24 protein-coding genes and 1 tRNA gene are annotated in these 24,533 nt (G+C 37.2%); 16 read left to right on the forward strand and 9 right to left on the reverse strand.

Annotated elements, in window-relative coordinates:
- Positions 1-7: 7 nt before the first annotated feature.
- From MM236_RS14895 to MM236_RS14910, 4 genes are all read right to left on the reverse strand, one after another.
- Positions 8-1,153: an ATP-binding protein gene (locus MM236_RS14895; RefSeq protein WP_241275784.1), complete on the reverse strand. Its 1,146-nt coding sequence runs from the start codon at positions 1,151-1,153 to the stop codon at positions 8-10.
- Between the two features lie 411 nt (positions 1,154-1,564).
- Positions 1,565-1,646: transfer RNA gene (locus MM236_RS14900), tRNA-Leu, on the reverse strand.
- Positions 1,647-1,715: 69 nt separating this feature from the next.
- Complete coding sequence (locus tag MM236_RS14905) at positions 1,716-2,012, reverse strand: putative quinol monooxygenase (protein ID WP_241275785.1); 297 nt, start codon at positions 2,010-2,012, stop codon at positions 1,716-1,718.
- Position 2,013: 1 nt separating this feature from the next.
- Complete coding sequence (locus MM236_RS14910) at positions 2,014-2,790, reverse strand: SAM hydrolase/SAM-dependent halogenase family protein (protein ID WP_241275786.1); 777 nt, start codon at positions 2,788-2,790, stop codon at positions 2,014-2,016.
- A 102-nt stretch (positions 2,791-2,892) separates the two neighbouring features.
- Here MM236_RS14910 and MM236_RS14915 point away from each other — a divergent pair, with 102 nt between their 5' ends.
- The 15 genes from MM236_RS14915 (at position 2,893) to MM236_RS14985 (ending at position 17,590) form a co-directional block, all read left to right on the forward strand.
- Positions 2,893-3,894, forward strand: a complete 1,002-nt coding sequence (locus MM236_RS14915) for a PhoH family protein (RefSeq protein WP_241275787.1) — start codon at positions 2,893-2,895, stop codon at positions 3,892-3,894.
- The gene (locus MM236_RS14920) at positions 3,851-4,288 is read left to right on the forward strand and encodes a GNAT family N-acetyltransferase (protein WP_241275788.1); all 438 of its coding nucleotides are present in this window, start codon (positions 3,851-3,853) and stop codon (positions 4,286-4,288) included. The genes MM236_RS14915 and MM236_RS14920 overlap by 44 nt, the downstream gene beginning before the upstream one ends.
- Before the next feature lie 41 nt (positions 4,289-4,329).
- Positions 4,330-4,878 (forward strand): DUF3575 domain-containing protein, encoded by a 549-nt coding sequence (locus MM236_RS14925; RefSeq protein WP_241275789.1) that lies wholly within the window; start codon positions 4,330-4,332, stop codon positions 4,876-4,878.
- 91 nt (positions 4,879-4,969) lie between these two features.
- Entirely contained in the window at positions 4,970-6,925 is a 1,956-nt protein-coding gene (locus MM236_RS14930) for a ComEC/Rec2 family competence protein (RefSeq protein WP_241275790.1), read from the forward strand.
- Between the two features lie 79 nt (positions 6,926-7,004).
- Positions 7,005-7,784: an enoyl-CoA hydratase/isomerase family protein gene (locus MM236_RS14935; RefSeq protein ID WP_241275791.1), complete on the forward strand. Its 780-nt coding sequence runs from the start codon at positions 7,005-7,007 to the stop codon at positions 7,782-7,784.
- Between the two features lie 96 nt (positions 7,785-7,880).
- The gene (locus MM236_RS14940) at positions 7,881-8,258 is read left to right on the forward strand and encodes a GxxExxY protein (protein ID WP_241275792.1); all 378 of its coding nucleotides are present in this window, start codon (positions 7,881-7,883) and stop codon (positions 8,256-8,258) included.
- Between the two features lie 1,473 nt (positions 8,259-9,731).
- A complete protein-coding gene (locus tag MM236_RS14945; RefSeq protein ID WP_241275793.1) occupies positions 9,732-11,642 on the forward strand; it encodes a RecQ family ATP-dependent DNA helicase in 1,911 nt (636 codons plus the stop codon).
- Complete coding sequence (locus MM236_RS14950) at positions 11,642-12,229, forward strand: hypothetical protein (protein ID WP_241275794.1); 588 nt, start codon at positions 11,642-11,644, stop codon at positions 12,227-12,229. The genes MM236_RS14945 and MM236_RS14950 overlap by 1 nt, the downstream gene beginning before the upstream one ends.
- Before the next feature lie 6 nt (positions 12,230-12,235).
- Positions 12,236-12,787, forward strand: coding sequence for an NUDIX hydrolase (locus MM236_RS14955; protein ID WP_241275795.1), 552 nt, complete (start codon positions 12,236-12,238; stop codon positions 12,785-12,787).
- Positions 12,788-12,789: 2 nt separating this feature from the next.
- Positions 12,790-13,239 carry an acyl-CoA thioesterase gene (locus MM236_RS14960; RefSeq protein WP_241275796.1) on the forward strand — a complete coding sequence of 150 codons (450 nt, stop codon included), beginning with the start codon at positions 12,790-12,792 and terminating at the stop codon, positions 13,237-13,239.
- A 71-nt stretch (positions 13,240-13,310) separates the two neighbouring features.
- Positions 13,311-13,982, forward strand: coding sequence for a tetratricopeptide repeat protein (locus MM236_RS14965; protein WP_255742812.1), 672 nt, complete (start codon positions 13,311-13,313; stop codon positions 13,980-13,982).
- Positions 13,982-14,944, forward strand: coding sequence for an L-threonylcarbamoyladenylate synthase (locus tag MM236_RS14970; protein ID WP_241275798.1), 963 nt, complete (start codon positions 13,982-13,984; stop codon positions 14,942-14,944). Before MM236_RS14965 ends, MM236_RS14970 begins: the two co-directional genes overlap by 1 nt.
- Positions 14,945-14,994: 50 nt before the next feature.
- Positions 14,995-16,194: a phosphoglycerate kinase gene (locus tag MM236_RS14975; protein WP_241275799.1), complete on the forward strand. Its 1,200-nt coding sequence runs from the start codon at positions 14,995-14,997 to the stop codon at positions 16,192-16,194.
- A gap of 158 nt (positions 16,195-16,352) precedes the next feature.
- Positions 16,353-16,715: a hypothetical protein gene (locus tag MM236_RS14980; protein WP_241275800.1), complete on the forward strand. Its 363-nt coding sequence runs from the start codon at positions 16,353-16,355 to the stop codon at positions 16,713-16,715.
- Positions 16,716-16,969: 254 nt separating this feature from the next.
- Positions 16,970-17,590, forward strand: a complete 621-nt coding sequence (locus MM236_RS14985; RefSeq protein ID WP_241275801.1) for an alpha/beta hydrolase — start codon at positions 16,970-16,972, stop codon at positions 17,588-17,590.
- 308 nt (positions 17,591-17,898) lie between these two features.
- Here the strand turns inward: MM236_RS14985 and MM236_RS14990 are convergent, their stop codons facing one another.
- Together MM236_RS14990 and MM236_RS14995 are read right to left on the reverse strand one after the other, a co-directional pair.
- Positions 17,899-18,645 carry an NIPSNAP family protein gene (locus MM236_RS14990; protein ID WP_241275802.1) on the reverse strand — a complete coding sequence of 249 codons (747 nt, stop codon included), beginning with the start codon at positions 18,643-18,645 and terminating at the stop codon, positions 17,899-17,901.
- A 7-nt stretch (positions 18,646-18,652) separates the two neighbouring features.
- On the reverse strand, positions 18,653-19,699 hold the full coding sequence (locus tag MM236_RS14995; protein ID WP_241275803.1) for a proline iminopeptidase-family hydrolase: 1,047 nt from the start codon (positions 19,697-19,699) through the stop codon (positions 18,653-18,655).
- 255 nt (positions 19,700-19,954) lie between these two features.
- On the opposite strand from MM236_RS14995, the gene MM236_RS15000 reads away from it, so the two are divergent.
- The gene (locus MM236_RS15000; protein WP_241275804.1) at positions 19,955-20,092 is read left to right on the forward strand and encodes a hypothetical protein; all 138 of its coding nucleotides are present in this window, start codon (positions 19,955-19,957) and stop codon (positions 20,090-20,092) included.
- Here the strand turns inward: MM236_RS15000 and MM236_RS15005 are convergent.
- From MM236_RS15005 to pruA, 3 genes are all read right to left on the reverse strand, one after another.
- On the reverse strand, positions 20,089-21,204 hold the full coding sequence (locus tag MM236_RS15005; RefSeq protein WP_241275805.1) for a DUF4221 family protein: 1,116 nt from the start codon (positions 21,202-21,204) through the stop codon (positions 20,089-20,091). The two genes, MM236_RS15000 and MM236_RS15005, sit on opposite strands and share 4 nt — an antisense overlap.
- The gene (locus tag MM236_RS15010; RefSeq protein WP_241275806.1) at positions 21,201-22,385 is read right to left on the reverse strand and encodes a 6-bladed beta-propeller; all 1,185 of its coding nucleotides are present in this window, start codon (positions 22,383-22,385) and stop codon (positions 21,201-21,203) included. Before MM236_RS15010 ends, MM236_RS15005 begins: the two co-directional genes overlap by 4 nt.
- A gap of 451 nt (positions 22,386-22,836) precedes the next feature.
- Positions 22,837-24,474, reverse strand: a complete 1,638-nt coding sequence (pruA, locus tag MM236_RS15015) for an L-glutamate gamma-semialdehyde dehydrogenase (RefSeq protein WP_241275807.1) — start codon at positions 24,472-24,474, stop codon at positions 22,837-22,839.
- Between the last annotated feature and the right edge of the window lie 59 nt (positions 24,475-24,533).

Raw genomic sequence — 24,533 nt, forward strand, 5'->3', positions numbered from 1 at the left:
CACTTTACTAAATAGCTAAGTTTTGTATTATTTTTAAAAAAGCAATTAGCCCAATCATTTCTGTATTGCCTTTTATAGGGAATTGATCCGAACCAGAATAGACTACAAATTTCTTGGTGGCTTTTATGTCTTCAGCTGCTCTATGGAATCCCGAACTGATACTTGGTGCAAGGGATTTTTTGATTTCAATAGCCCAGACAGCATCATCTGGTCCTTCCAGTACCAAATCAATTTCATTTTGATTGCTTGAGCGGTAATAGGAAGGCTTCCAAGTAGGGGGTAAGTAGTTAAGCGTGTTTTCTATCACAAAACCTTCCCAACTGGAACCAACCAACGGATGACCTAGAAGCTGATCAAAACTCGAAATATTCAATAAACTGTGTAACAGTCCTGAATCACGGATATAGACTTTTGGAGATTTGACCAGTCTCTTTTTTGTATTACCTGACCAAGATTGTAGCTGACGAACCATAAAAAAGTCCTGCAAAGTATCAAGATATGTTCTAATGGTAGTATGACTCACTTCGAGGCTTTTTCCGATTTCGCTAAGTACCGCTTGCTGGCCATGATAATGTGCCAACATCATCCAAAACCTCTTCATTCTCGCTGCAGGTACTTGTGGGCCAAATAATGGGATGTCTTTTTCAACATAAGTGCTGATAAAGTCATAGCGCCAGTCCCAACTATCCTTGTCATTTTCTGCCAAATAACTATCTGGAAAGCCTCCTCTAAACCACAATTTTTCAAAATTGAATCCTAGAGAATCATCCTCATACAATTCCCAAGCTGTAAAGGGAGTGAGTTCTAAGTACCTGATCCTACCAGCCAAGGTTTCAGAGGATTGTTGCAAGAGGACTTTTGATGCAGAACCAAGAAGAAGAAAATGTCCAGCTTTCTCACCTGCTCTTTTTCGAATATCTATCAGTCCTCTGAGTGTCTTAAACAGTTCAGGTTTCCTCTGTACCTCATCTATGATCAAAAGTTGATTTTCAAATCTTCTTAAATAACTTTCCGCATCATCCAGCTTTGCCAGATCGGAATCCAATTCCAAATCTAAGTAATGGATAGGTTTACCAATCATTGCCCGTGATAATTCTAGTGCTAAGGTTGTTTTTCCCACCTGCCTTGGACCAAGAATTAAGGCTACGGGCATTGATCCTAAACCATATTTTTACTTACTTTCAAGATCTCTTTGTATCATGATAAACTTCAATTTGGATGAAAAATAATAAAAGAGTATGCAATTTGAAAGTTTTACTTTCAAATTGCATAAAAAAAACATTTGAAATTATGTATTTTGAAATTTTAAATAGGTTTTATGTCAAGGGTAATTAGAATGTTTGTTTAAAGTCTTTATTCTAAAAATCTATTCATAAGACTTTCAGTTATAAATGAGGATAATAAAAAATTCAGTTATGGCAAAAATGTGTTTTGTGAAGAGTTGATGATATGTAATTTTAGTCTCTTAATAGAATATTAATACAAGCTTTGGCTGAAAAATAACAAAAGGATTTGCCAAAAAAGAGAAAAACCCCTTCAGAATTACTTCTAAAGGGGTTTCTTGTACCCAGAGCCGGAGTCGAACCGGCACGCCTTGCGGCATTGGTGTTTGAGACCAACGCGTCTACCAATTCCGCCATCTGGGCAGATGAGCTTTCCGTTCCTTGCTGATCGGGATGCAAATATGAAGACTATTTTTTTTCTGTGCAAGCCTCTTAGGGCAGTTCTATGATTTTTTTCGCACTAAATGCACTAGGTTTTTCTGAGAAAAGCGGCTTTGTGACGCTCCATACAGATTTAAATAGTTCAGAATCACGGTATTGGTTCAGTGATTTTTCGTCTTCCCAAAAACTGTACGTCATGAAAATATTTTTAAAGTTTTCATCTTGCCATAGCTCCAAATGATGACAACCTGGAAAATTTCTGATCTTTTCCTTGTTTCGATTGAAATTCTCTAGAAACTCTTCCACCTTATTTTCTTGGAAAGTCATTCTTACAATTCGCTTCAGCATCTTATTCCTCAGTTTCAAAATTGATGTAAATAGGGCTATCTAACCTCAACCCCAACAAGTCTGAACCATGACCATGATTGATGCCGATTTCCAAGAGGTCTAAACTGTTGAAAAAGGCAAAGCAATCTCCAGGTTCGACATTGTCGTAGGATTTGTTGATTTTGGTCAAACCTTCTCTGCTAAATTCTATCACAAACCTCCCAGGATTCAGTTTTTCAAAAGCGTCCCTTTTGATGTTTGTGATCAAGTTTCCGTAATTGTCCACCCTTACCACATGTCCAACGATCTGTTTTCTAGTTGCTTTGAACTGCCGAGACATCATTTTTTTCATCTGCATCAAAGGCCCTCCGAAATCATGGATTGCAGCGCCTGAGGCCACTTTTGCAGCAATTGGAGCTAGGATGTCCTTTGCGGGAAATGTGCTGTCTTTGAGATGGATATCTGCAAACTGAACGATGATGCCTGGATCATAATCAGCCAGCAAGCTTAGAACACCATTGTTCGGGCCAATAAAAATATGCTCTTCGAGTTTGATTCCTATAAAACCATCTGTCATATTACTCGTTCCATTTAGGGCAACTAGATGAACTGTTCCTTTTGGAAAGTCTTTATATACAGCTCTCAATACAAAAGCAGCATGTGCAATATCATAAGTGTCTATCTTATGAGAAATATCAATGATGTTCAGTTGGGGATTAATGGATAACATTTTCGCCTTTACTGCGGGAACATAATAGTCTCCGTCTCCAAAATCTGAAATGAATGTTATCAGTGCCATATAAGCAAGTCGATTAAAATTTATATTTTTGTAACAAGTATGAACAAAAGTAGGAATTTTATCCTTACACCATAAGCAAACATCTAAATCAAATTCAATAGATTGGTAGAAAAAGTAATTACTTTAGAAAATATTTCGTTACTGGACTTTTTGGGTTCTGAAAACGAAAATATCCGACAGATTGCCGCTGCTTTTCCACAAAGCAAGATTGTTTCGAGAGGCAATGAAATCAGGATCCAAGGTCGTGCACCTGAGATTTTGAGGATCAATGATGTCATCAATATGCTTCTTCAGCATTTCAACCGATTCGGAAACATAACACCTGAACATGTAAAAGAGTACATTACGCTCGAAGGAGTACCCTTTGACGAAAATCAAAGGAATGATGTGATTGTTTATGGTAATAAAGGTTTGGTAGTCAAACCTAAGTCTGCAAATCAACGGAAGTTGGTAGAGTCAGCATCCAAAAATGATTTGGTTTTTGCACTTGGGCCAGCTGGTACTGGAAAAACGTATATAGCCGTAGCTTTAGCAGTCCGTGCCCTGAAAAACAGAGAGGTAAAAAGAATCATCATTACCCGCCCAGCAGTGGAGGCAGGTGAGAACCTAGGGTTTTTGCCAGGGGATTTGCAGGAAAAGTTGGATCCTTATCTAAGGCCTATCTATGATGCTTTGAGTGACATGGTTCCTTCCGAAAAATTGAAATTTTATCAAGAGACAAGGGTGATTGAGATCGCTCCTCTGGCTTATATGAGAGGAAGAACACTACACGATGCGTTCGTTTTGTTGGATGAAGCACAAAACACTACAAGTGAACAGATAAAAATGTTTTTGACTCGAATGGGGCCCAATTCCAAAGTTATCATCACTGGTGATCAGACCCAAGTCGATCTTCCGAAAAGACAAAAATCAGGTCTAAGTGAATCACTTCATGTCCTCAAAGATGTGAAGGGGATCGGAATTGTCAATTTGAGTGGAAAAGATGTCATTAGGCATAAACTAGTAAAGTCTATAATAGAGGCTTATGAAAAAGACGAAGCCGAAAAAACACAAAGAAAAGATGAGTATAGCCGTAGAAAAAGTAACGACGAAGGAGCAGCTTGATACAATTTTTAAGATTCGTGAGGAAGTTTTTGTAGTTGAGCAGCAGGTAGATCCAGAGGAGGAATATGATGAATTCGAAGATGAGTCGATACATTTCTTAGCATCTGTAAATGGTCAAGATGCAGGTACTGCTAGATGGAGGTTTACAAAAAATGGCATTAAATTGGAGCGCTTTGCTGTTTTGAAGCCTATGAGAGGTAAAGGGGTAGGCCAAGCACTTGTCAAAGCAGTATTGAAAGATATTGCAGATAAAGAATCAACAAAGGGTAAATTACTCTACATGCATGCCCAATTGCCAGCAATCCCACTTTATGCAAAGTTTGGTTTTGAAAAAGTTGGCGAGATGTTTGAAGAATGCAATATTATGCATTACCAAATGGAAAAGTATTTATAATTTCGCAATAGTTTTTAATTAATAAACAAATTTTAAAAGTCATGAATAAATTATTACTACCAGTATTCGCTTTTTTTCTGTTGGCTACTTCTGTTTCAGCTCAGTCAGTGATGGAAAAAGAATATCCTACAGGAGAAGTTAAGCTGAATTTTCTTAATACTATACTTCTAGGTTCTGTAGAGCTTGGGTACGAGCACTTCATAGCTGATGACCAATCGATAGGAGTGGAATTACACATCAACGACCGTTTTGCATATGTTGGTACCAATGACAATAAAAGCTTCAGTGCCACATCAGTTATGGCGTCTTATAATTTCTACTTTGTAGGTGATGAAAACGGAAAATTATACCTCTTCCCTTTTGCCAAGTATAGATTTGGTGATTTTACAGAAGTTGAAAACAACAACACCAATATTGTTGATATGAATAGTTTTTTGATCGGACTTGGTGGTGGATATAAGTGGATATTCAATAATAAATTCGCTTTTGGACCATATGCGTCGATCGCTAGGGGATTTAGCCAAGAAGTAAATGATCGGTTTACAGCTGTAGAGTTTAAGGCAGGTTTCTCAGTTGGTTTTAGATTCTAATAAAACTATCCGTTTATAAACATTTAAGGGAGCTATATTTAGCTCCTTTTTTTATTTTTTTTCACTAGATTTAATCAAACTTTTCCTAGTTATGCTGTTTAGTGAGTTTCCTTTTTTAAGATACTCCTTCTTTTTTTTGATAGGAGTTTTGCTTTATCCCTTTATTGGGTTTCTGCCAGATATTTGGTTGCTCGCATTTTTGTGTACGATCTATTTGATTTACATTGTGTTGGTGATAAGGAATAATGCTAAAAATACTTTTTCTTTTCGCAATGTTATCCCAGTCCTAGCCTATTTACAACTGATATTTTGTGGGGTTATTGTCACAAGTCTTAAGGACATCAAAAACCAAAAGAACCATCTAATCCATTTTGAAGGCCAAATAAAATCCTACTTAGCGGTCTCTTTGGCAAATGATGATCCAAAACCAAATTCTATAGCAAATCGTGTAAAGGTTCTTGCTGTCAAGGATTCGCTAGGTCGGAAAGCTCGTGTAAATGGTGAGGTAATTATCTATCACAAACGTGAACAAAGTATTTTACCTGGTGATTTGATGATCATCTCAGGAATGCCTCAACTTATTTCTTACCCAAAAAACCCACATGAATTCAATTATCAAAAATTCATGTTGAGACAGCAGGTAGGCCACAGTCATTTCGTTGGTGAAAAATTTCTTAAAGTTGGCAACGTATCCACTCAGCCTATTGAGGATTTTTTCTTGAGCTTACGGTCGAGAATCATGACAAATATGGATAGTCTAATCATAGATTCTCACGCCAATCAAGTCGCAAAAGCCTTGCTTCTTGGCCAAAAGAAAAACCTTGAGAAAGAAATTAATGAAGCTTATGTCACAGCAGGAGCGATGCATGTTTTGGCAGTCTCTGGGCTTCATGTTGGGATTATCTACGGATTCTTTTTTCTTTTTATAAAACCATTTAGGCTAAAAATATGGAAGAGAGTAATTTATCTTTCTTTCATTATTATTTTGATTTGGGTTTATGCATTGTTGACAGGAATGTCTCCGTCTGTAATGCGGGCAGCGACTATGTTTTCTTTGATGGCATTAGCGCAGATGAAGTCAAGAAATCCATCCATATTTAATGCAATAGCACTTTCAGCTCTGATTTTACTATTATATGATCCTTTTTTGATTTATTCAGTAGGATTTCAGCTTTCTTATCTGGCATTGACAGGGATATTGTTGATACAGCCGATCTTGGTAAAGCTTTGGGATCCCAAATCTAAAATTGTTGATTATGTTTGGCAAATAAGCACCGTAGGCATAGCAGCCCAATTGATGACTTTCCCGATTTCCGCTTATTATTTTCATGTGTTCCCAACCTATTTTATTCTTTCCAATCTTATTGTGATCCCTGGGGCTTTTTTAATTATGGCTTTTGGAGTTCCTTTTATGCTTTTTTCTGAAATCAAATTACTTGCTGTTCCTTTAGCTTGGATGACTGAGAAGTTAATTTGTTTGGTCAATTTTTTGATTTTTAAGATTCAGGATTTTCCATATTCCAAAATTGACGAGATTTTTCTCAAAGTTGATTTCATGATTGTGTATTGGGTGATTTTGACATTAGTTTTATTGCTATGCATCAAACCCCATAAATATTACCTATACAGCATACTATTTGTATTGTTGGTAAATGGAGCCTTTGGGGTCATAAAGGTAATTTTAAAACCCGATTCAAGTTTGGTCATTTACAGCACCAAATCTGGTTTGTCAATTGATTATAAAGGTCTCTATTTTTTTGATCATGAACTTGATGTTGCTGATTTGGAATATAAAGTTTTGCCAAATAGAAAAGCGAACGAAGTGAATGAAAGCCTCCCTATGGTATGGTTTGATAACGAAAAAGAGTGGCTAGTACCTTTACCTGATCAAAAAGAGTATTTGAAAATCTCAAAATCAAAGCATTTTATTGCAAACACCAAATTATTCGCAGTACACAAGTTTGTGAATGATCAATGGGAAACTGCAAATGAGCAGGACAGCTTAAGAATTGGTGAAACTGCCTATAAATTGAGATTTAAAGAATAAGCTTTTGTTAAGCGAATCTTCTCCTTTATCTTTCCGTAAGGATGAATAATCAATTAATCAACAAAGACCCAAGCTAAACATGATGAAGCAACCCGTTTATAGTTTTGTTCAAGAGAGGATCGGCTACATCGTCCTCAACAGGCCTGAAAAAAGAAATGCGCTAAATGAGGAAATGGTAGAAGGGATGAAATCAATTTTGACTGATTTTGCAAACAATGATAATGTCAAAATAATAATCATCAAGGCATTGGGTAAGGTGTTTTGCTCAGGAGCAGACTTAGAATCATTGCAGGATATGCAGAGTAATACCTACGAAGAAAATCTAGAGGATAGCAGAAGTTTAAAAGACCTCTTTTACCAAATATATACTTGCAGAAAAATAATTATTGGGCAAGTCCAAGGTCATGCATTGGCTGGAGGATGTGGTTTGGCAACAGTTTGTGATTTTGTATTCTCTGTTCCCCATGCGAAATTTGGTTACACAGAAGTGAAAATAGGCTTTATTCCTGCAATTGTAAAAGTTTTTCTTCTGAGAAAAATAGGAGAGGGGAAGGCAAAACAGTTGCTGCTCGATGCGGATCTGGTTTCGGCAGAAGAGGCCAAGGATTTAGGTTTGATTAATTGGATCGTAGAAGAATCTAATTTAGGTAAAAAAGTTTTTGATTATGCGCAAAAGTTGGCAACCCAAAATTCGGGCACAGCTATGGGACTGACCAAAGAGATGATCGGGAGAGTTCAAGAGAAATCTTTGGAAGATGGACTGGATTACGCTGCTTCCATGAATGCCAAAGCAAGAAGCTCACAAGACTGTAAAAAAGGCATCGCTGCTTTTCTGAACAAAGAGCCACTTAGTTGGTGAGTTTTTGTTGGAGCTTTCTATTGTGACAATTTAATGGTTTTTTTCCTTTGTAAAGGTGATCAATTTTAATGAAAGAATTAATTTAGATTTTTAAATATGAATGAAAATGATATTTCATATATAGTCAGAGGAGCTATTTATGATGTGTACAATGGGTTAGGGCCAGGCCTATTCGAGTCTGTTTATGTTGCAGCTTTAGAATGGGAATTGATTAATCAAGGACTGTTAGTTAATCGTGAAGTTCCAGTGCCTGTTCATTACAAAGCCGTGAAATTGGATCTGGGGTTTAGAATTGATCTATTAGTAGAAAATAAAGTGATTATCGAAGTTAAGTCTGTTGGAAATCTTGCTGATGTTCATCATAAGCAGATTCTAACCTACTTGAAGATTACTGAGAAAAAACTTGGCATTCTAGTGAATTTTAACGTAGCAAGAATCAATGATGGTATATTTAGAAAAGTAAATGGGCTTTGATTCTCCTGCAGATCACCGCAGAAGGATTGATGGATAAAAGGGTATAAAAAAATCAGCGCCTATCAGCGTGATCAGCGGGCTAAAAAATCTCCCGCAGATTTCGCAGAAAACCGCAGAAGGGTTGACGAATAAAAGGGTGTAAAAAAAATCAGCGTACATCAGCGTAATCAGCGGGCAATAAAATTCTCCCGCAGATTTCGCAGATAGCCGCAGAAGGGTAGACGGATAAAAAGGTGTAAAAAAAATCAGCGTACATCAGCGTAATCAGCGGGCAATAAAATTCTCCCGCAGATTTCGCAGATAACCGCAGAAGGATTGATGTATAAAAGGGTGTAAAAAAAAAATCAGCGTACATCAGCGTGATCAGCAGGCAATAAAATTCTCCCGCAGATTTCGCAGAAAACCGCAGAAGGGTTGACGGATAAAAGGGTGTAAAAAAAATCAGCGTACATCAGCGTAATCAGCGGGCAATAAAATTCTCCCGCAGATTTCGCAGAAAACCGCAGAAGGGTTGATGTATAAAAGGGCATAAAAAAAATCATCGTACATCAGCGTAATCAGCGGGCAATAAAATTCTCCCGCAGATTTCGCAAATAACCGCAGAAGGGTTGACGAATAAAAGGGTGTAAAAAAAAATCAGCGTACATCAGCGTAATCAGCAGGCTAAAAATTCTCCCGCAGATTTCGCAGATAGCCGCAGAAGGGTTGACGGATAAAAGGGTGTAAAAAAAATTCAGCGTACATCAGCGTAATCAGCGGGCAATAAAATTCTCTCGCAGATTTCACAGATAACCGCAGAAGGGTTGACGAATAAAAGGGCATAAAAAAATCAGCGCCTATCAGCGTGATCAGCGGGCTAAAAAATCTCCCGCAGATTTCGCAGAAAACCGCAGAAGGATTGATGTATAAAAGGGTGTAAAAAAAATCAGCGTACATCAGCGTAATCAGCGGGCAATAAAATTCTCCCGCAGATTTCACAGATAACCGCAGAAGGGTTGACGAATAAAAGGGCATAAAAAAAATCAGCGCCTATCAGCGTGATCAGCGGGCTAAAAAATCTCCCGCAGATTTCGCAGATAGCCGCAGAAGGATTGATGTATAAAAGGGCATAAAAAAAATCAGCGTACATCAGCGTAATCAGCGGGCAATAAAAATCTCCCGCAGATTTCGCAGAAAACCGCAGAAGGGTTGACGAATAAAAGGGTGTAAAAAAAATCAGCGTACATCAGCGTAATCAGCAGGCTAAAAATTCTCCCGCAGATTTCGCAGATAGCCGCAGAAGGATTGATGTATAAAAGGGTGTAAAAAAAATCAGCGCCTATCAGCGTGATCAGCGGGCAATAAAAATCTTCCTCAGATTTCGCAGATTACCGCAGAAGGATTGATGGATAAAAGGGTATAAAAAAATCAGCGCATATCAGCGAGATCAGCGGGCTAAAATATTCTCCCGCAGATGATAAAAAATCAAACAATATGAAAACCAAAGCGATTCAGGTTCTCCAAAAATTCTTTGGGTATGCGGATTTTCGTCCGTCCCAACTTGATATCGTCCTGTCGGCGATGGAGGGGAAAGATTGTGTCGCATTGTTACCTACTGGAGGAGGGAAGTCTATCTGTTTTCAAGTGCCAGCATTAGCTCAAGAAGGAATTTGTTTGGTAGTAAGTCCATTGGTTGCATTGATGAAAGATCAAGTCGATAACCTAAGGAAAAGAGGAATTCTAGCAGCAGCGGTCTATTCTGGGATGAGAAAGAGAGAAATTGATACAATTCTTGACAATTGTGTTTATGGCAATTACAAATTTCTCTATGTTTCGCCTGAACGGCTCCAAACAGAGCTTTTTTTAGAGCGGTTCAAAAGAATGAATGTGAACCTGATTGCAATTGATGAAGCACATTGTATTTCTCAATGGGGTTATGATTTTAGACCTCCATATTTGGAAATAGCAAAAATCAGAGAGTTCCATCCTACTATCCCTTGCATGGCATTGACAGCTTCCGCAACTCTGAAAGTAAAAGATGATATCATAGAAAAATTGGAGCTAAGGAATCCAAATGTCTTCGTGAAATCATTTTCCAGAAAAAACTTAAGCTATTCTGTGCGAATGGTTGAGAATAAGATTGAAAAAGCCATACAGATCCTCAACAAAGTGCCGGGTTCAGCAATTATTTATTCAAGAAATAGAAAAGGCACGAAAGAGATAGCCAAAGAACTTTATCAGCTTGGTGTTTCTGCTACTTTTTATCATGCAGGATTGGACTCGGCCACTCGGGAATTACGTCAGCAGGAATGGAAATCAAATAAAATACGCGTCATGGTTGCAACCAATGCTTTTGGGATGGGAATAGATAAGCCCGACGTAAGATTGGTGATTCATTTGGATTTGCCCGAAAATTTGGAAAATTACTACCAAGAAGCAGGCAGGGCAGGTAGGGATGAGCTCAAAGCTTATGGAGTTTTACTTACAAATGACCAAGATATCCAAAAGCTTACAGAGCGTGCTGAATTAGCGTACCCACCCATAGATTACCTTAAGAAAGTCTATCAATCTCTCGCCAATCAATACAGAATCGCTGTTGGAAGTAGCTTGTTCGTCAGTTATGATTTCGATTTGACAGATTTTTGCGCAACATATAAGTTGGATGTATTACTGACATACAACTCCATGAAAGTACTTCAAGAAGAAGGCTTGGTGGAGCTAAATGAAAGCTTTTTCTCACCTTCTTCCATACATTTTTTGGTAAATCAAAGCAAGTTGTACGAGTTTCAGATAGCAAATGCTAAACTGGATCCATTAATCAAAGCGCTACTTAGAACTTATGGAGGAGAGCTTTTTATGGAATACATCAAAATTCAAGAGTCTAAACTTGCCAAAAATTTGGGAATGCCGGAGGGGGATTTGGTAAGGCAACTGGAGTTATTGGATCAGTTTGGGGTCTTGGCATACCATAAAAGAAAAGAAAAACCCCAAGTAACTTTCTTGACTCCCCGATATGATGCTGGGAAATTGCCCTTGGATAACAAAAGAATAGCTGAAAGAAGGCAAAATGCAATCTCCAAAGCAGCGTCGATGGTTGCTTACATTGAAAATGACAATCTCTGTAGGGCTAATCAGATTTCACAGTATTTTGGAGAAGAAAGTGATCATTATTGTGGTATTTGTGATGTCTGTATTGATCAAAAAAAACAAGCAGAAACAAAGGATTTGAAGCTAAGATCAAAAATCATTCAAACTTTAAGTAATGGAAAAACGTTTTCCCTACAGACTCTACCAGTTACTTCTGGGCTCAAAGACGATCAAGATACGCTAAAAGTATTGAGAAGTATGGAAGATGAGGGGGAGATTGTCTCCGAGCCCGACGGTACTTACAAATTGAAAAGATAATGGCTTCATTCATTGATGATATTTTCGGGAAATTATTTCCCAACAAAAAAACACCCGTAAAACACAAAGAGAACTTCACCCAATCTCCAGATGCTGAAGAAATCACAGCCAGCTGGATTGCTTCGGAAGAGGGTAAATCCCTGATGAACATAATCCAGAAGAATTATCACTTCAAAACTTCAGGGATGAATGCAAATCCAGAGGTTCATATTTTGAACTCGCCATATGCAAATGGCTTCGCAGTTTCTTATGATAGTACATTTGATCAGAAAAGTTTTTCACAACTTTTCTTTGCATTTGGGCAGCGAATGTTAGATTTGGGTTATCAAAAAATTAGCTTAGACAGAAAGATAGAAGAGGTAAATGATGTAGTTAGGACTACTGAAAAGCAGTATTTCAAGCCTCCATTAAGCAATGTTGATTTGTCCAAAAAGATAGATCAACTCTATGGAAATGTAAGCATTGAGAAGATAAGTGTAGATGAAAAGCCTAGCTATCTAAAAGTTTTAGTCACAGTATATTCAGATCATTTGTACTTAAAAGCAAGGCCTTTTGAGCAATTTATGGATGATTTATTTGAAAATTAATATCTCATGGATAGAAAAATATTGAGACAAAGTCTCGAAAATTATAGAACACCTTTTGAAGAAGAATCTGCTTTTGTAGATGAATTTATAGAGTTGACTTTTGACGAAAATGCCTTTTTGAGGTCAAGGCTTGAAGGACATTTTACAGGTTCTGCTTGGATTGTAAATAAAAGAAGAACCCACACACTTCTGACACTTCATAAAAAACTCAATAGATGGCTTCAATTGGGAGGACATGCTGATGGGGTAGAAAACCTTTTGGAAGTTTCAATGCAGGAGGCAAGAGAAGAAAGTGGCTTAACATCTTTGAGATTGGTAGGAAATGGTATTTTTGATATTGATAAACATGTTATTCCCCAAAAGGGAGAAATACCTGAGCATTTTCATTATGATGTAAGATACTTGATCGAAGCAGAACTGAACGAACCGCTTACGATCAGCAGTGAAAGTAATGATTTGGCCTGGATCCCTTTTGATTCTGTGGAGGATATGGTAGGGTTCAATCCATCAATACTTAGGATGTTAGAAAAAACAAGTCGATCTGAATACGCAATTTAACTATGGAAAAAATCTCAATCGAAGAGGTGAAATCCTCTTTTTCTTTTTTTGTCCCTATTCAAGTGAGGTTTTCTGACATTGATGGCTATTTGCATGTAAATAATGGGATCTACTTCAATTACTTTGAACATGCAAGAGCGGAGTATCTTCACAAAATTTGTGACTGGGATATTATGGCTTTTGGGACTGTGGTAGCAAATGTCAATATTGATTTTTTCACACCAATCCATGTCCATGATTCACCTTCTGTGTATATCAAGTGTACAAAAATAGGCAATACTTCATTCACATTGGAGCAGGTTATTTTGGGCAAAAACCTAAAGGGCGAAGATATAGTTTTTGCCAAAGCAAGTACGATAATGGTAGCTGTAGATATGAAAACCATGAAGCCTGTACCGCTTCCAGAAGAATACGCATCAAAAATGAAAAATAGCTCATCTGTCGCAGGATAAATCCTTATCTTTGCATGCAAAATTAAAAAGACGTGAGAAAAATTTTCTTTTGTATTGTAGCAATCGCCATGATGACAGCTTGTGGAGCATCAGAGCAAGAATTATTTGATGAAGGTGTGAAATCACTCGAAAAATCAGAGTTTTCAAAAGCAATAGGGTACTTTGATAGAGTGATTGAGAAAAATGGTTCCAATACATCCGCTCATAATGCGAAAGGAGTTGCTTTATTCCAAAACGGGAATTTTGATGAGGCAGTGGTGTCATTCACCAACTCAATTAATATAGACTCCACTTCTTACAAACCATTTTTCAATAGAGGGAATGCTTATCTGGAAAAGAAAGCTTTCAAAGAAGCCGTTAGAGATTATAATTTCGCAAATGGTTTAGATCCTGAACAAACAGATATTTATTACAACAGAGGATTGGCTTTGTTGGCATTGGAAGAATATGAAGATGCGATCATGGATTTTGACATGGCACTTCAAGTAAATCCCAATCAAGCACTTGTGCATTTCAACAAAGCCAAAGCACAACTTGGAAATAGTGATCCTTTGGGCGGAATGGAGTCATTGGTTTATTCCATCAATCTTGATGGAGAAAATGGAGCAGCCTATTACCTTTTGGGTGTGACGCAACTAAGCGCTCTTAGTCAAAAAGAAGATGGATGTGCCAACCTCAAAATGGCTCTGAGTTTGGGCTATGGTGATGCGAAAACTTGGGTAGATGATTTTTGTCAAGATTAATGGCTGAAATAGGAAAAGATATTTCGAAGGCAAAGCAAATCCTAGAAGCTGGTAAATTGGTTGGAATTCCAACTGAGACAGTCTATGGCTTGGCAGGAAATGCATTGAATGCTGATGCTGTTTCGAAAATTTTTGAGACCAAAAATAGACCCAGTTTTGATCCGTTGATTTTGCATACTTCGGGCATAGAAAGAGTTCTGGATTTTGTAAAAGAAATTCCTGAAGATCTAAAAATCCTTGCTGATAGCTTCTGGCCGGGGCCATTGACACTTTTACTTCCAAGAAAATCTATTGTACCGGATTTGGTTACAAGTGGCTTGGATACTGTAGCAGTGCGAATTCCTTCCCATCCTTTGACAAAGGAATTGCTAACTGAATTAGATTTTCCACTGGCAGCCCCTAGTGCAAATCCTTTTGGGTATATTAGCCCAACCAAAGCCAGTCATGTGAATGATCAGCTTGGCCAAAAAATAAGCTATATACTTGATGGAGGGTCTTGTGAAGTCGGTTTGGAAAGTACTATCGTTGGGATGGAAAATGGGAAGGTTACAGTTTATAGGCTGGGAGGAATTGATTTGAGATTGATAGAAGAAAAAGTGGGGGAAATCCATCAAGTTGCCCATTCCTCCAGTAATCCAAAAGCACCTGGATTGCTACAAAGTCACTATTCTCCTACAAAACCATTTGTTTTGGGGGATTTACCAAAACTAATTGAAGAATATACCGATAAGGGAATTGATTTTGCTGTAATGAGCTTTAGAGATTCCTTTGAAGAGCTTGATTGTAAAAAAATAGTCATTCTGAGTCCCCAGGCAGATTTGCACGAAGCTGCAAAAAATCTATTTGCGTCGATGAGGATTTTGGATAGCATGGATGTTTCTGTAATTTTAGCAGAGCTAATGCCAGAGGAAGGACTTGGGAAAGCTATCAATGATCGCTTGAGAAGAGCCGCCGCAAAGTGATCATTTGATTGACTATCAATAATAATTGAACCTAATAAACACTATAAATCATGAACAAAAGAATTAAAAACGTAGATAACCTTGACTTTGCTGGAAAGAAAGCACTGGTAAGAGTTGATTTCAATGTCCCTTTGGATGAGCACTTGAATGTGTCTGACGGTACAAGAATCAGTGCTGCAATTCCTACAATTGAAAAAATATTGAAAGATGGTGGTTCAGTGATCTTGATGTCTCACCTTGGAAGACCAAAGGATGGACCTACTGACAAATTTTCCTTGAAGCATGTGGTGAATGAACTTCAGAAACTTTCAGGAACGAAAGTGAAGTTTGCACCAGATTGTATTGGACAGGAAGCTGTGCAATTGGCAGAGGGACTTCAGCCAGGAGAAATTCTACTGCTGGAGAATCTTAGATTTTATAAAGAAGAAGAAAAAGGGGATGAGGTTTTTGCCAAAAAACTTGCTGACCTTGGAGATGTATATGTGAATGATGCATTCGGTACCGCTCACAGAGCACATGCTTCCACTGCAGTGATAGCTAAGTTTTTTGATACTAAAGTATCTGGTTATTTACTTCAATCTGAACTTGAAAATGCAGATAAGGTAATGGAAAATCCAGAAAGACCATATACAGCAATTATGGGTGGTGCAAAAATCACCGACAAAATCTTGATAATAGAAAGATTGTTGGATAAAGTTGACAATTTGATCATCGGAGGCGGAATGTCTTATACTTTTGCCAAAGCAAAAGGGGGATCGATAGGAGACTCCCTTTGTGAAATGGACAAGTTGGATTACGTGCTTGAACTGATGGAAAAAGCAAAATTAAAAGGTGTTAATTTGATTTTGCCAGTAGATACAGTGATCTCAAAAGCTTTTGCGAATGATGCAGAGCAAGGGATGGCTGTAAGTGGTGAGATTCCGGACGGATGGATGGGATTGGATATTGGACCTGAGACTAGGAAGCAATTTGCCGAAGTTGTCAAAAATTCAAAAACCATCTTGTGGAATGGCCCAATGGGTGTATTTGAGATGAGTAGCTTTGTACACGGTACAGTTGCTATTGCTGAAGCAGTTGCTGCAGCTACAGAAGGAGGTGCATTTTCTTTGATAGGTGGAGGAGACTCAGCAGCAGCAGTAAACAAATTTGGGTTTACTGACAAAGTATCCTATGTATCTACCGGAGGTGGAGCACTATTGGAGCATATGGAAGGTAAAGTACTTCCAGGAGTAGCTGCTTTAGAGCCATAAGATTTTAAACAGAAAAAACACACCGCCTTCTGAAAAGATGGCGGTTTTTTTATGCTTAATGATTTTAAAATGGAAGTTTTCAATTCAAAACTTATTTCATTGAACTAATAGTTGGAAATAGTTCGTAGCCCTGATATATTCGTAGAAAAGAATTTAAAATGAAGAAGTCTATTTGGGTGATTGCATTTGTCTTGTTTTTTTCTCTATCATGTTCGGAGTTTGAGGAAATAGGAGGTTCATGTACTGTGTATTTGGTTGAAACAGATGATTCAGGTGCCCAATTATCTTATGTAATTGACCAGGATTTGCGGCGGAATAAGAAAACAGGGGTGTTTACTTATAGAGTGTTCAATGAAGATGGGACTTCAAAATTGTGGTCAATTACGAGGGAAGTTGATTTAGATGGAATACTTACTGGCGAATATGTTTCAAAAAGCCAAGATGGTGGTGTGAAAAAAGTTAAATTTATTGAATGTGGAGGTAAAGAATATCTCCGTAGGGATAATGGAGGTGAAGATTGAGAAATTATAAAAATAGTATTTTGACTGGATTGGCTACTCATTTATTAAATAATTTAAAAATTTTTTTGGTTTTTGTACTTTTTTGTTCAATCGTGAAGATGCATGCTATAAATCCAGATAGAGAATATATCCGTACTCCAGATTCTTTGGGTTTGAATTATGAATCATTGAGAATTAAGACAAATGATGGTTTTGATATAAATACTTGGGTGTATTCTGCAAATGTTGAAAATGATAATGGAAAATTGATCATTTTGGCATATCCCGATGCAGGAAATATGTCTTATTTTGTTTATCATTCTTCGATACTGGTGGGCCAGGGTTACACAGTAGTTACTTTTGATTATAGAGGCTTTGGGAAAAGCTCTGATTTTTCAATCGAAAGAGATATGCTCTATTACAAAGAGTTTGCAACAGATTTGATTGCGGTAGGTGATTTTATCCATCAAAAGTTCCCTAATAAAAAAATTGGGATTTGGGGAATGTCTATGGGGTCAATAATTGCTGTTAAAGCTATTGAAAAACTACAAGATAAAATTAGTTTCCTTGTTGTTGAAGGGTTTGTTACTAATTTATCTTTGATAACTGAAAGAATAGAAAAGCAGAAGGGAGTTTCAATAATTCAGCCCGAAAAGGATGTAGATTATATAAGAAGTATTGAGAGTTTAAATTTACCAATATTGATTTTTTCAGCGAGTAAAGATGAAATTACACCAACCGAAGATGTTTTGAAATTTAGAAATAGTACTAGGAATAGATGTGAAATAATCAGTTTTGAAGGTGAGCGTCTCTCTGGCTTCAATTCAGGAGAAGGGGAATGGGGTAGCTTTTATATTAATCAAATTAACAAATTCACATCAAAAATTTCTGTATAATCACATTGGTATCCTGATAACTGTGCTGTGGTGAAAAACTGTCCTCTACTACACAGACGCAAAATCAAATAATTGTTAAAGAGTATCTGCAATTTATACCCGATTAATTTAGGTTTAAAATTTTAATATGACTATCCGCATTCTTGCATGTAGCCTAACAATAGATTGTCGGATGAACGATTCTTGGTTCTGTTGACTGTGAACTGTTGTCTGCTGACGAGTATCAGCAACTTACAAAGCTACTTATTACGTAACGTGCAACATTGCAGATACTCATAAAATTTTAAATTGCAGATACTCCTTTAATTTTATTTCATTGGAGAAAATGACAATGCTTTCAGGTATTTCATTTCTACTTTTTTTACAATCGGACCATTCATTTCTGAGGCTGCTTTGATTTTTTTCCAATCAGCATCTTCCTCAAATTTGGCATTCCCAAAATTAGCCATTTTTTCATTTTTATGTGCTAGCAAATAGACCAGTTTTGGCTGTACGCCTTCTTCCTCTACTGTGTACCAGTACATTACATTGGTCATTCCATAACGAGGGAATATTTCTCTAGTGTAATCTCTAAATCTTGCATTGATCGCATCAACTTTCCCCGGTTCTAAATCATACTTACGAAGCTCGAAAATTTTCTTTTTTGAGGAGAGTTTGCTCATTTCTGGGCTTAGATCATTGGCATTCACCATAAAGGTCTGCTCAATGTTGGAAACCAAAGGTCCGTTGGATTCAGAGCTGTTTTTTACTTTTGTCCATTCAGGGTCATTGGCGAATTTTTCCCAGAGTTTTTCTCTAGAATCCTTATCTGGATATGCAATTATAAAAGTCAGCTTATAATCAGTTGGGTCTAATGGTATAAAATATGCAATGTTTTCAATCCCATTTTTCTCAAAAAGCTGTAGTGTGTGGTTTTCAAATCTGCTAATCAGATCAGAACGTTTGCCTTCATGTGCTGTATAAGTTCGCATTTCAAAATATCGAGAATCTTGAGCTGAGGCTAAAATGGAAAATGAAACTAAAAATAAGATTAATAATGATTTCAAAATGTTCATAGTGAGTTTAGTTTGTTGTGTTTTTATCTACTTCTTTTACAAAATTAATTAGCCCTTGAAAGAAAACTTTCTGGTCATCGTATTGGGAAAGGTGACTGCCGTCTGGACAGAATAAGTATTTGCCATTTATAACTTCTTTTGACATCCATTCCATATGAGTAGGATCCATGGTATCATGACCTGCACCTATCACCAAAGTAGGTACTTCAATCTTATTCAAATCAGCACTCCTATCCCAACCTTTTAGCGTAGCTCCAGAAGTTATGCCAAACTCAGAAAATCCTTGCATATAAACATAAACATTTGGATTAAGATGTTTGAGGGTTCGAAGAACGGCTTCAGGCCATTCTGCTAAAGGCTTACGCAGCACATGGTACTGGTAGTGGTGTTCCATCAACAATTCTTCATAACGTGGATTTTGAAAATCTTCTTCGTCTTCGATCTTCATTATTTCCTGAAATACTTCTTCAGGCATTTGAGGCCCAAGTACTTCTTTGGCATACTTTTCATACTCGTCCAAACTCGACATCATATTTGAGATAATCAGCCCCTTGAGCTTATCCTGATGTTTCAATGCATATTCCATTGCAAGCATTCCGCCCCATGATTGGCCAAAAAGGTAAAAGTTGTCCTCGTTGAGCCCCAAAGCGATTCTCACTTGCTCCACCTCATCCACAAACCTGTCTATTGTCCACAAATCCTGATCTTCAGGCTGATCGGAATAATAGGATCCAAGTTGATCATAGTAGATATATTCTATGCCTTCAGCCGGAAAGTAACCATCAAAACATGAGTACAGTTCATGTGTCATCCCAGGTCCTCCATGAAGTAAAAGAACCTTCATTTTTGGATTGTTGCCAACACGTTTCGTCCAAACTTTAAACTCCCCTTTAGGTGTTTGGATAGGTATCATTTTGATTCCCCCTTCAAACTGATCATCTCTTTTGGAAAAATCAAGATACGCATTATCTAATTTCTCATCGGTTTGTAGCGTAGGGGAGCAATGAATAAAAAGGAAAGCAAATAAAATGAGAGGAAATGAAGTTTTTTTCATAATGGATTTTTTAAAAAAGACCTTAGAAATTGAAGTAGAATTATCTCTCAAAATAGTCAAATTCATTCTTTTATCCAATGTGAAAATTTGAGTTCCCTACTGATGGTAGTTTAAAAATCTTTATATAGATGAAAAAAGAACAGGAATAAAATTTTTGATTTAAATTCAACTCAATTTATAAAGAGGAAAGTTTCCTTAATAATCTTTAAAATATTATAGATCTACTAAATTAGATTAAACATCTGAGAAAAAAATATGGATAAAGAGAGAGTTTTAATTTATTATTTTGATAAAATATCAGACAAAACCTTCGAATTGGATCAAGTCAGAAAAGAACTTGAGAAAGCTGATTTTGATGAAGTAGATATACGATGGGTTGTCAAAGAAGTTTAAAAAATAAACCTTACATATGCTTCTTGATCATCTGAATTCTGATTCATCATTTTGAGATAAAGTCCATTTGGTGTACAAAATCCCAAACTACTGATTGTTCTGCTGGAAAAACTAACTTTCCCAATTTTGGAAAGAGATTCATCCAAAATCACAAAGCTATTTTTTGAAAAAACTTCATTTTCATTTTTGCCTTGTTCGATGATAAGATGTCTAAAAATTAGACCTTGATAAGGATCATGCATCATCGACTGATATCTGCTGGTTTCAACACTTGGCAAAAATACTGTGTATTCACCTTGGGCTTCTGTCTTCCCTTTTTTAAATTCTACCTGGGAATTACTTCCGGCAAAAATCTTTGAAGAATTCCCTTCACTAAAAACCAAAATTGAATCCGTGGCAGGAAAGGCTACTAAATGTTGATTGGTTTTTTTCAAAAATAAATGAAAATAAACACCTAGTTCAGGATCGTCAAAATAATCATGGTATTCCTTCGGGAAGTTAAATTGTAAAGCTACATCTCTTGTGTTTTCTTTAAGGTCAAATTCCCAAACCCAATCTCTATAATTCATCAGTTTTTCTTTGAGCAGAAATGGTACATCTGTAACCATCAGTGTTTCTTTTTCGCCATTCCAATACATTTTATTGCCACGGTTGGCGCTAAAGTTTGCTGCCAATCTATCTGCTGGAGTTTCTGGTAAAGGATGGCGATTGAGGACTTTGCCGTCAAAGTCAGTATGCGTGATTTCCTTTTGATTGGAAATAAAGAATATTCCATCCTTAGCAATCAAATTTCCCGAAAAGAAGCTACCAATCCCATCAGGGCCTTCTTTCTCGAAGGTAGTTTTGGAAACCAATTTTCCCGTAGGATATTCATACTTTAACAAATTGTATCCTGATCTCCCAAGCAAAAATTCTTTGTTTCCTTCTTTTAGATAAGTAAATTCTGCCGGGAGAGATTTTGTTTCTAAGTCTTTCTCCAAGTAAATAGTGTCGACAGCAAAACTCACCAAATCGCCATCTATTTGCATTTTTATCTGGTTTTTATCAGACGAACAAGAATAAATCAATTGCAATAAAAGCAATACGAAAATGCTGGTTTTCAAGTTTTTCATTTGACCCTAACGTTATATTTAAGCAAAATAGGATCTTCTTCATCTACAAGATTTTCAATTGCTGCTTCTAGCTGTGCAGCATATTTCCCAAAGTAATTGCTCTCCAAATAAGCTAAAATATTTTCAGCGAACAACACTTCATAAAAGTAGCCATCTTTTTCATAACCTTTTCCTCCAAAAGCTCCAAAAGCCTTAGTTACTTTAAATTCCATACTTGGGTATTGAATATAAAGGTGCTGAATTGGAAATGAATCCAAATCATCTTGAATGATTTCTGGAGATTTTTTTATACCGAATACGGCAATTCGGACAATATCATTTGCTGCTATGGCTGTACCAACATTAATGTTGTTTGCTTGATTGAGTAAGATGTTTTCAAAAAAGTATTCTGGATCTAGTTTTGAATCTTCAGGTAAATTGTTGTCTGCAAGATTGAGTTTGATCCAAGGTTTGATGCTGTCATTTTTGAAATGATAAACTGTGTCAGATGCTCCAAAATTCAAGATATAGGATTTATCAGACATTTCCGCGATTTGTCCTTCGATGAGATTTGCAGTGACTTCTCTAGTTTTTGGAGATAATGGCTTGATCTCTTCGGTTTTTTCGTTTAAAAGTTGGAAAACGGGATAATAACTATTTTCATCGACTTCACCACTGTAATCATCTACCAAAATCCATTTCCCATCCCCTAAGGATTGATAAAATGGAATGAAGTTAATATCAACGCCAGCTAGTTTTTTGACACCCTCAAAATCAAAATTTGTCTTGTTATAAAGTTTGAACGTTCCTCTTTGATCCCAAATTGCTAATTTGTCGTCAATCAAGTCAATTCCATTGATATATGGATATTCCTCAGGTCCATCACCTTGTTTTTTGAAAGTTTGTTCATACTTCCCATTAAGAGCAAAAACATGAATGGAAGCATCTCTGAAATCGCCTACTGAAAAATAGATTTTATCATCAATTTCCAGATGTGGTTCGTTTGCTGAGAGTTTTAAAGGAGAATCTTCTGGAATCAAAAATGGTATAAATTCGATTTCATCGACTACTTCATCAAAAGAAATGATATCAGCCTCGGTAATTTTTATTTCCCTAAACTCCATATTTTCCTCATTGGAAGAGTTACAGGAAAATAACATACCGAATAAAGAAAATGCTAGAAAATGATAAAAGTACTTCATGATTGCTTTTTAAAATGATTTAATATAAAGTTAAAAATAAGGTCTTTGTTCAGAAACTAAAAACCAATGGCCAAGAAAATCAATGATTTAAAAAGTTTTTGGGGTCATCACAAAAAAGCACCCTAAGAAAATAAACTTAGGGTGTTTTTTTATTGATATAGCTTTTGGCTACTAACAGATATTTATTTCATCCCCATTCGGGGTTGTCATGTCAATTTTCCCCCTAAATCCCTGGTTTGCGACCCAGGGCTCCGCCACGGCGGACAAGTTATGTAAGGTTTAACCACTTCGTGATTGTTATTCTTAGATTCAAGATAACCTGTTTTTAAGATTAAGCTTTATTTTACCTGCACCCAAATATATCGCCGAAGGCTTATATCTATGTATATCGCGCAGTATATATCACTCTCTACCTCTCAAGATCTCTCGATGTCAAAAACTTATCAGCTATCTATTTATCTTCCCCAAGGAATGGATATTTGTAATCTACAGGAGAAACGAAAGTTTCCTTGATTGTTCTTGGAGAAACCCATCTAAGTAAGTTGATCATAGATCCGGCTTTGTCATTTGTTCCAGAAGCTCTCGCTCCTCCAAATGGCTGCTGACCTACTACCGCACCTGTTGGCTTGTCATTGATGTAGAAGTTACCCGCAGCATTTCTCAATTTTTGGGTAGCCAATTCGATCGCATATCTATCAGTAGAAAATATAGCGCCAGTCAAAGCGTATGGTGAAGTTTGATCTACCAATTCAAGAGCAGTCTCAAAATGCTCAGCATTGTACACATAGATCGTCAATACAGGGCCGAAGATTTCTTCTTGCATAGTCGTGTACATAGGATCTGTGGTTACCAATACTGTAGGTTCGATGAAGTAGCCTTTTGACTTGTCAAAATTACCTCCTGCGATCACTTCTACACCATCAGCTGACTTTGCTTCAGTGATATAGTTGCTGATTTTATCAAATGATTTCTCGTCGATTACCGCATTGATGAAGTTGGTAAAATCTTCTGTAGGCCCCATTTTCATGTCGGCAAGATCTTCAAGCAAATATTTTTTCACATCTTCCCAAATATTGCTTGGAATGTAAGCACGGGAAGCTGCAGAACATTTTTGTCCTTGGAATTCGAATGCTCCTCTTGAAAGTCCTACTGCCACAGCTTTAGGGTTGGCGGACTTGTGGGCGATTACAAAATCTTTTCCTCCAGTTTCTCCTACGATTCGTGGATAAGATTTGTACTTGTAGATGTTGCTACCGATTGTTTTCCAGATATGTTGGAATACGCCTGTAGAACCAGTAAAATGGATCCCCGCAAAATCAGGGTGGTTGAAGATGATTTCTCCAGCAGTAGGGCCGTCCACGTAAATCAAGTTGATCACCCCATCAGGCACACCGGCTTCTTTGAATACATCCATCAATACTTTGGCAGAATAGATCTGTGTGTATGCTGGCTTCCAAACAATCGTGTTGCCCATCATGGCAGCAGAAGTAGGTAGGTTTCCTGCGATAGCAGTGAAGTTGAATGGGGTCAATGCAAATACAAATCCTTCCAAAGGTCTTTGTTCCAATCTATTCCAAACCCCATCACCAGAAACAGGTGGCTGTTGAGCATAGATTTCAGTCATATACTGTACATTGAATCTCAAAAAATCAATGAATTCGCATGCTGCATCGATCTCCGCTTGCATCGCATTTTTCGATTGGCCAAGCATAGTGGCAGCATTGATTTTAGCTCGATATGGTCCAGCAAGTAGGTCAGCAGCTTTTAAGAAAATAGCAGCTCTTTGTTCCCATTGCATGGATTCCCAAGCTTCTTTTGCGCCAAGGGCAGCATTGATTGCTTGTTCTACATGGGAGGCATCCCCTTCATGGAAATACCCAAGAATGTGTTGATGGTCATGTGGAGGGGACATGGGCTTTTTATTGCCTGTTCTTACTTCCTCAGAACCGATGTACATAGGTACATCTACTTCTTGGGATCTAAATTCTTTGAGTGTTTTTTGTAGCTCGATTCTTTCCGGAGATCCCGGAGCATAAGCTTTTACCGGTTCGTTTTTGGGTGCCGGTACATTGAAAAAACCTTTAAGCATATTTATTTGGAGTTTATATGATTTCTGAATGTCACAAATATAAGAAACTAGGCTTGGAA

It is taken from the genome of Belliella calami, from assembly GCF_022549695.1.
GTDB lineage: Bacteria > Bacteroidota > Bacteroidia > Cytophagales > Cyclobacteriaceae > Belliella > Belliella calami.

What these genes read in the sequence shown, in the direction of transcription:
- MM236_RS14895 (WP_241275784.1), bottom strand. Translation starts at nt 1,153, where the DNA reads ATGCCCGTAGCCTTAATTCTTGGTCCAAGGCAGGTGGGAAAAACAACC.
- MM236_RS14905 (WP_241275785.1), bottom strand. Translation starts at nt 2,012, where the DNA reads ATGCTGAAGCGAATTGTAAGAATGACTTTCCAAGAAAATAAGGTGGAA.
- MM236_RS14910 (WP_241275786.1), bottom strand. Translation starts at nt 2,790, where the DNA reads ATGGCACTGATAACATTCATTTCAGATTTTGGAGACGGAGACTATTAT.
- MM236_RS14920 (WP_241275788.1), top strand. Translation starts at nt 3,851, where the DNA reads ATGAGTATAGCCGTAGAAAAAGTAACGACGAAGGAGCAGCTTGATACA.
- MM236_RS14925 (WP_241275789.1), top strand. Translation starts at nt 4,330, where the DNA reads ATGAATAAATTATTACTACCAGTATTCGCTTTTTTTCTGTTGGCTACT.
- MM236_RS14930 (WP_241275790.1), top strand. Translation starts at nt 4,970, where the DNA reads ATGCTGTTTAGTGAGTTTCCTTTTTTAAGATACTCCTTCTTTTTTTTG.
- MM236_RS14935 (WP_241275791.1), top strand. Translation starts at nt 7,005, where the DNA reads ATGATGAAGCAACCCGTTTATAGTTTTGTTCAAGAGAGGATCGGCTAC.
- MM236_RS14940 (WP_241275792.1), top strand. Translation starts at nt 7,881, where the DNA reads ATGAATGAAAATGATATTTCATATATAGTCAGAGGAGCTATTTATGAT.
- MM236_RS14945 (WP_241275793.1), top strand. Translation starts at nt 9,732, where the DNA reads ATGAAAACCAAAGCGATTCAGGTTCTCCAAAAATTCTTTGGGTATGCG.
- MM236_RS14950 (WP_241275794.1), top strand. Translation starts at nt 11,642, where the DNA reads ATGGCTTCATTCATTGATGATATTTTCGGGAAATTATTTCCCAACAAA.
- MM236_RS14955 (WP_241275795.1), top strand. Translation starts at nt 12,236, where the DNA reads ATGGATAGAAAAATATTGAGACAAAGTCTCGAAAATTATAGAACACCT.
- MM236_RS14960 (WP_241275796.1), top strand. Translation starts at nt 12,790, where the DNA reads ATGGAAAAAATCTCAATCGAAGAGGTGAAATCCTCTTTTTCTTTTTTT.
- MM236_RS14965 (WP_255742812.1), top strand. Translation starts at nt 13,311, where the DNA reads ATGACAGCTTGTGGAGCATCAGAGCAAGAATTATTTGATGAAGGTGTG.
- MM236_RS14970 (WP_241275798.1), top strand. Translation starts at nt 13,982, where the DNA reads ATGGCTGAAATAGGAAAAGATATTTCGAAGGCAAAGCAAATCCTAGAA.
- MM236_RS14975 (WP_241275799.1), top strand. Translation starts at nt 14,995, where the DNA reads ATGAACAAAAGAATTAAAAACGTAGATAACCTTGACTTTGCTGGAAAG.
- MM236_RS14980 (WP_241275800.1), top strand. Translation starts at nt 16,353, where the DNA reads ATGAAGAAGTCTATTTGGGTGATTGCATTTGTCTTGTTTTTTTCTCTA.
- MM236_RS14990 (WP_241275802.1), bottom strand. Translation starts at nt 18,645, where the DNA reads ATGAACATTTTGAAATCATTATTAATCTTATTTTTAGTTTCATTTTCC.
- MM236_RS14995 (WP_241275803.1), bottom strand. Translation starts at nt 19,699, where the DNA reads ATGAAAAAAACTTCATTTCCTCTCATTTTATTTGCTTTCCTTTTTATT.
- MM236_RS15000 (WP_241275804.1), top strand. Translation starts at nt 19,955, where the DNA reads ATGGATAAAGAGAGAGTTTTAATTTATTATTTTGATAAAATATCAGAC.
- MM236_RS15005 (WP_241275805.1), bottom strand. Translation starts at nt 21,204, where the DNA reads ATGAAAAACTTGAAAACCAGCATTTTCGTATTGCTTTTATTGCAATTG.
- MM236_RS15010 (WP_241275806.1), bottom strand. Translation starts at nt 22,385, where the DNA reads ATGAAGTACTTTTATCATTTTCTAGCATTTTCTTTATTCGGTATGTTA.
- pruA (WP_241275807.1), bottom strand. Translation starts at nt 24,474, where the DNA reads ATGCTTAAAGGTTTTTTCAATGTACCGGCACCCAAAAACGAACCGGTA.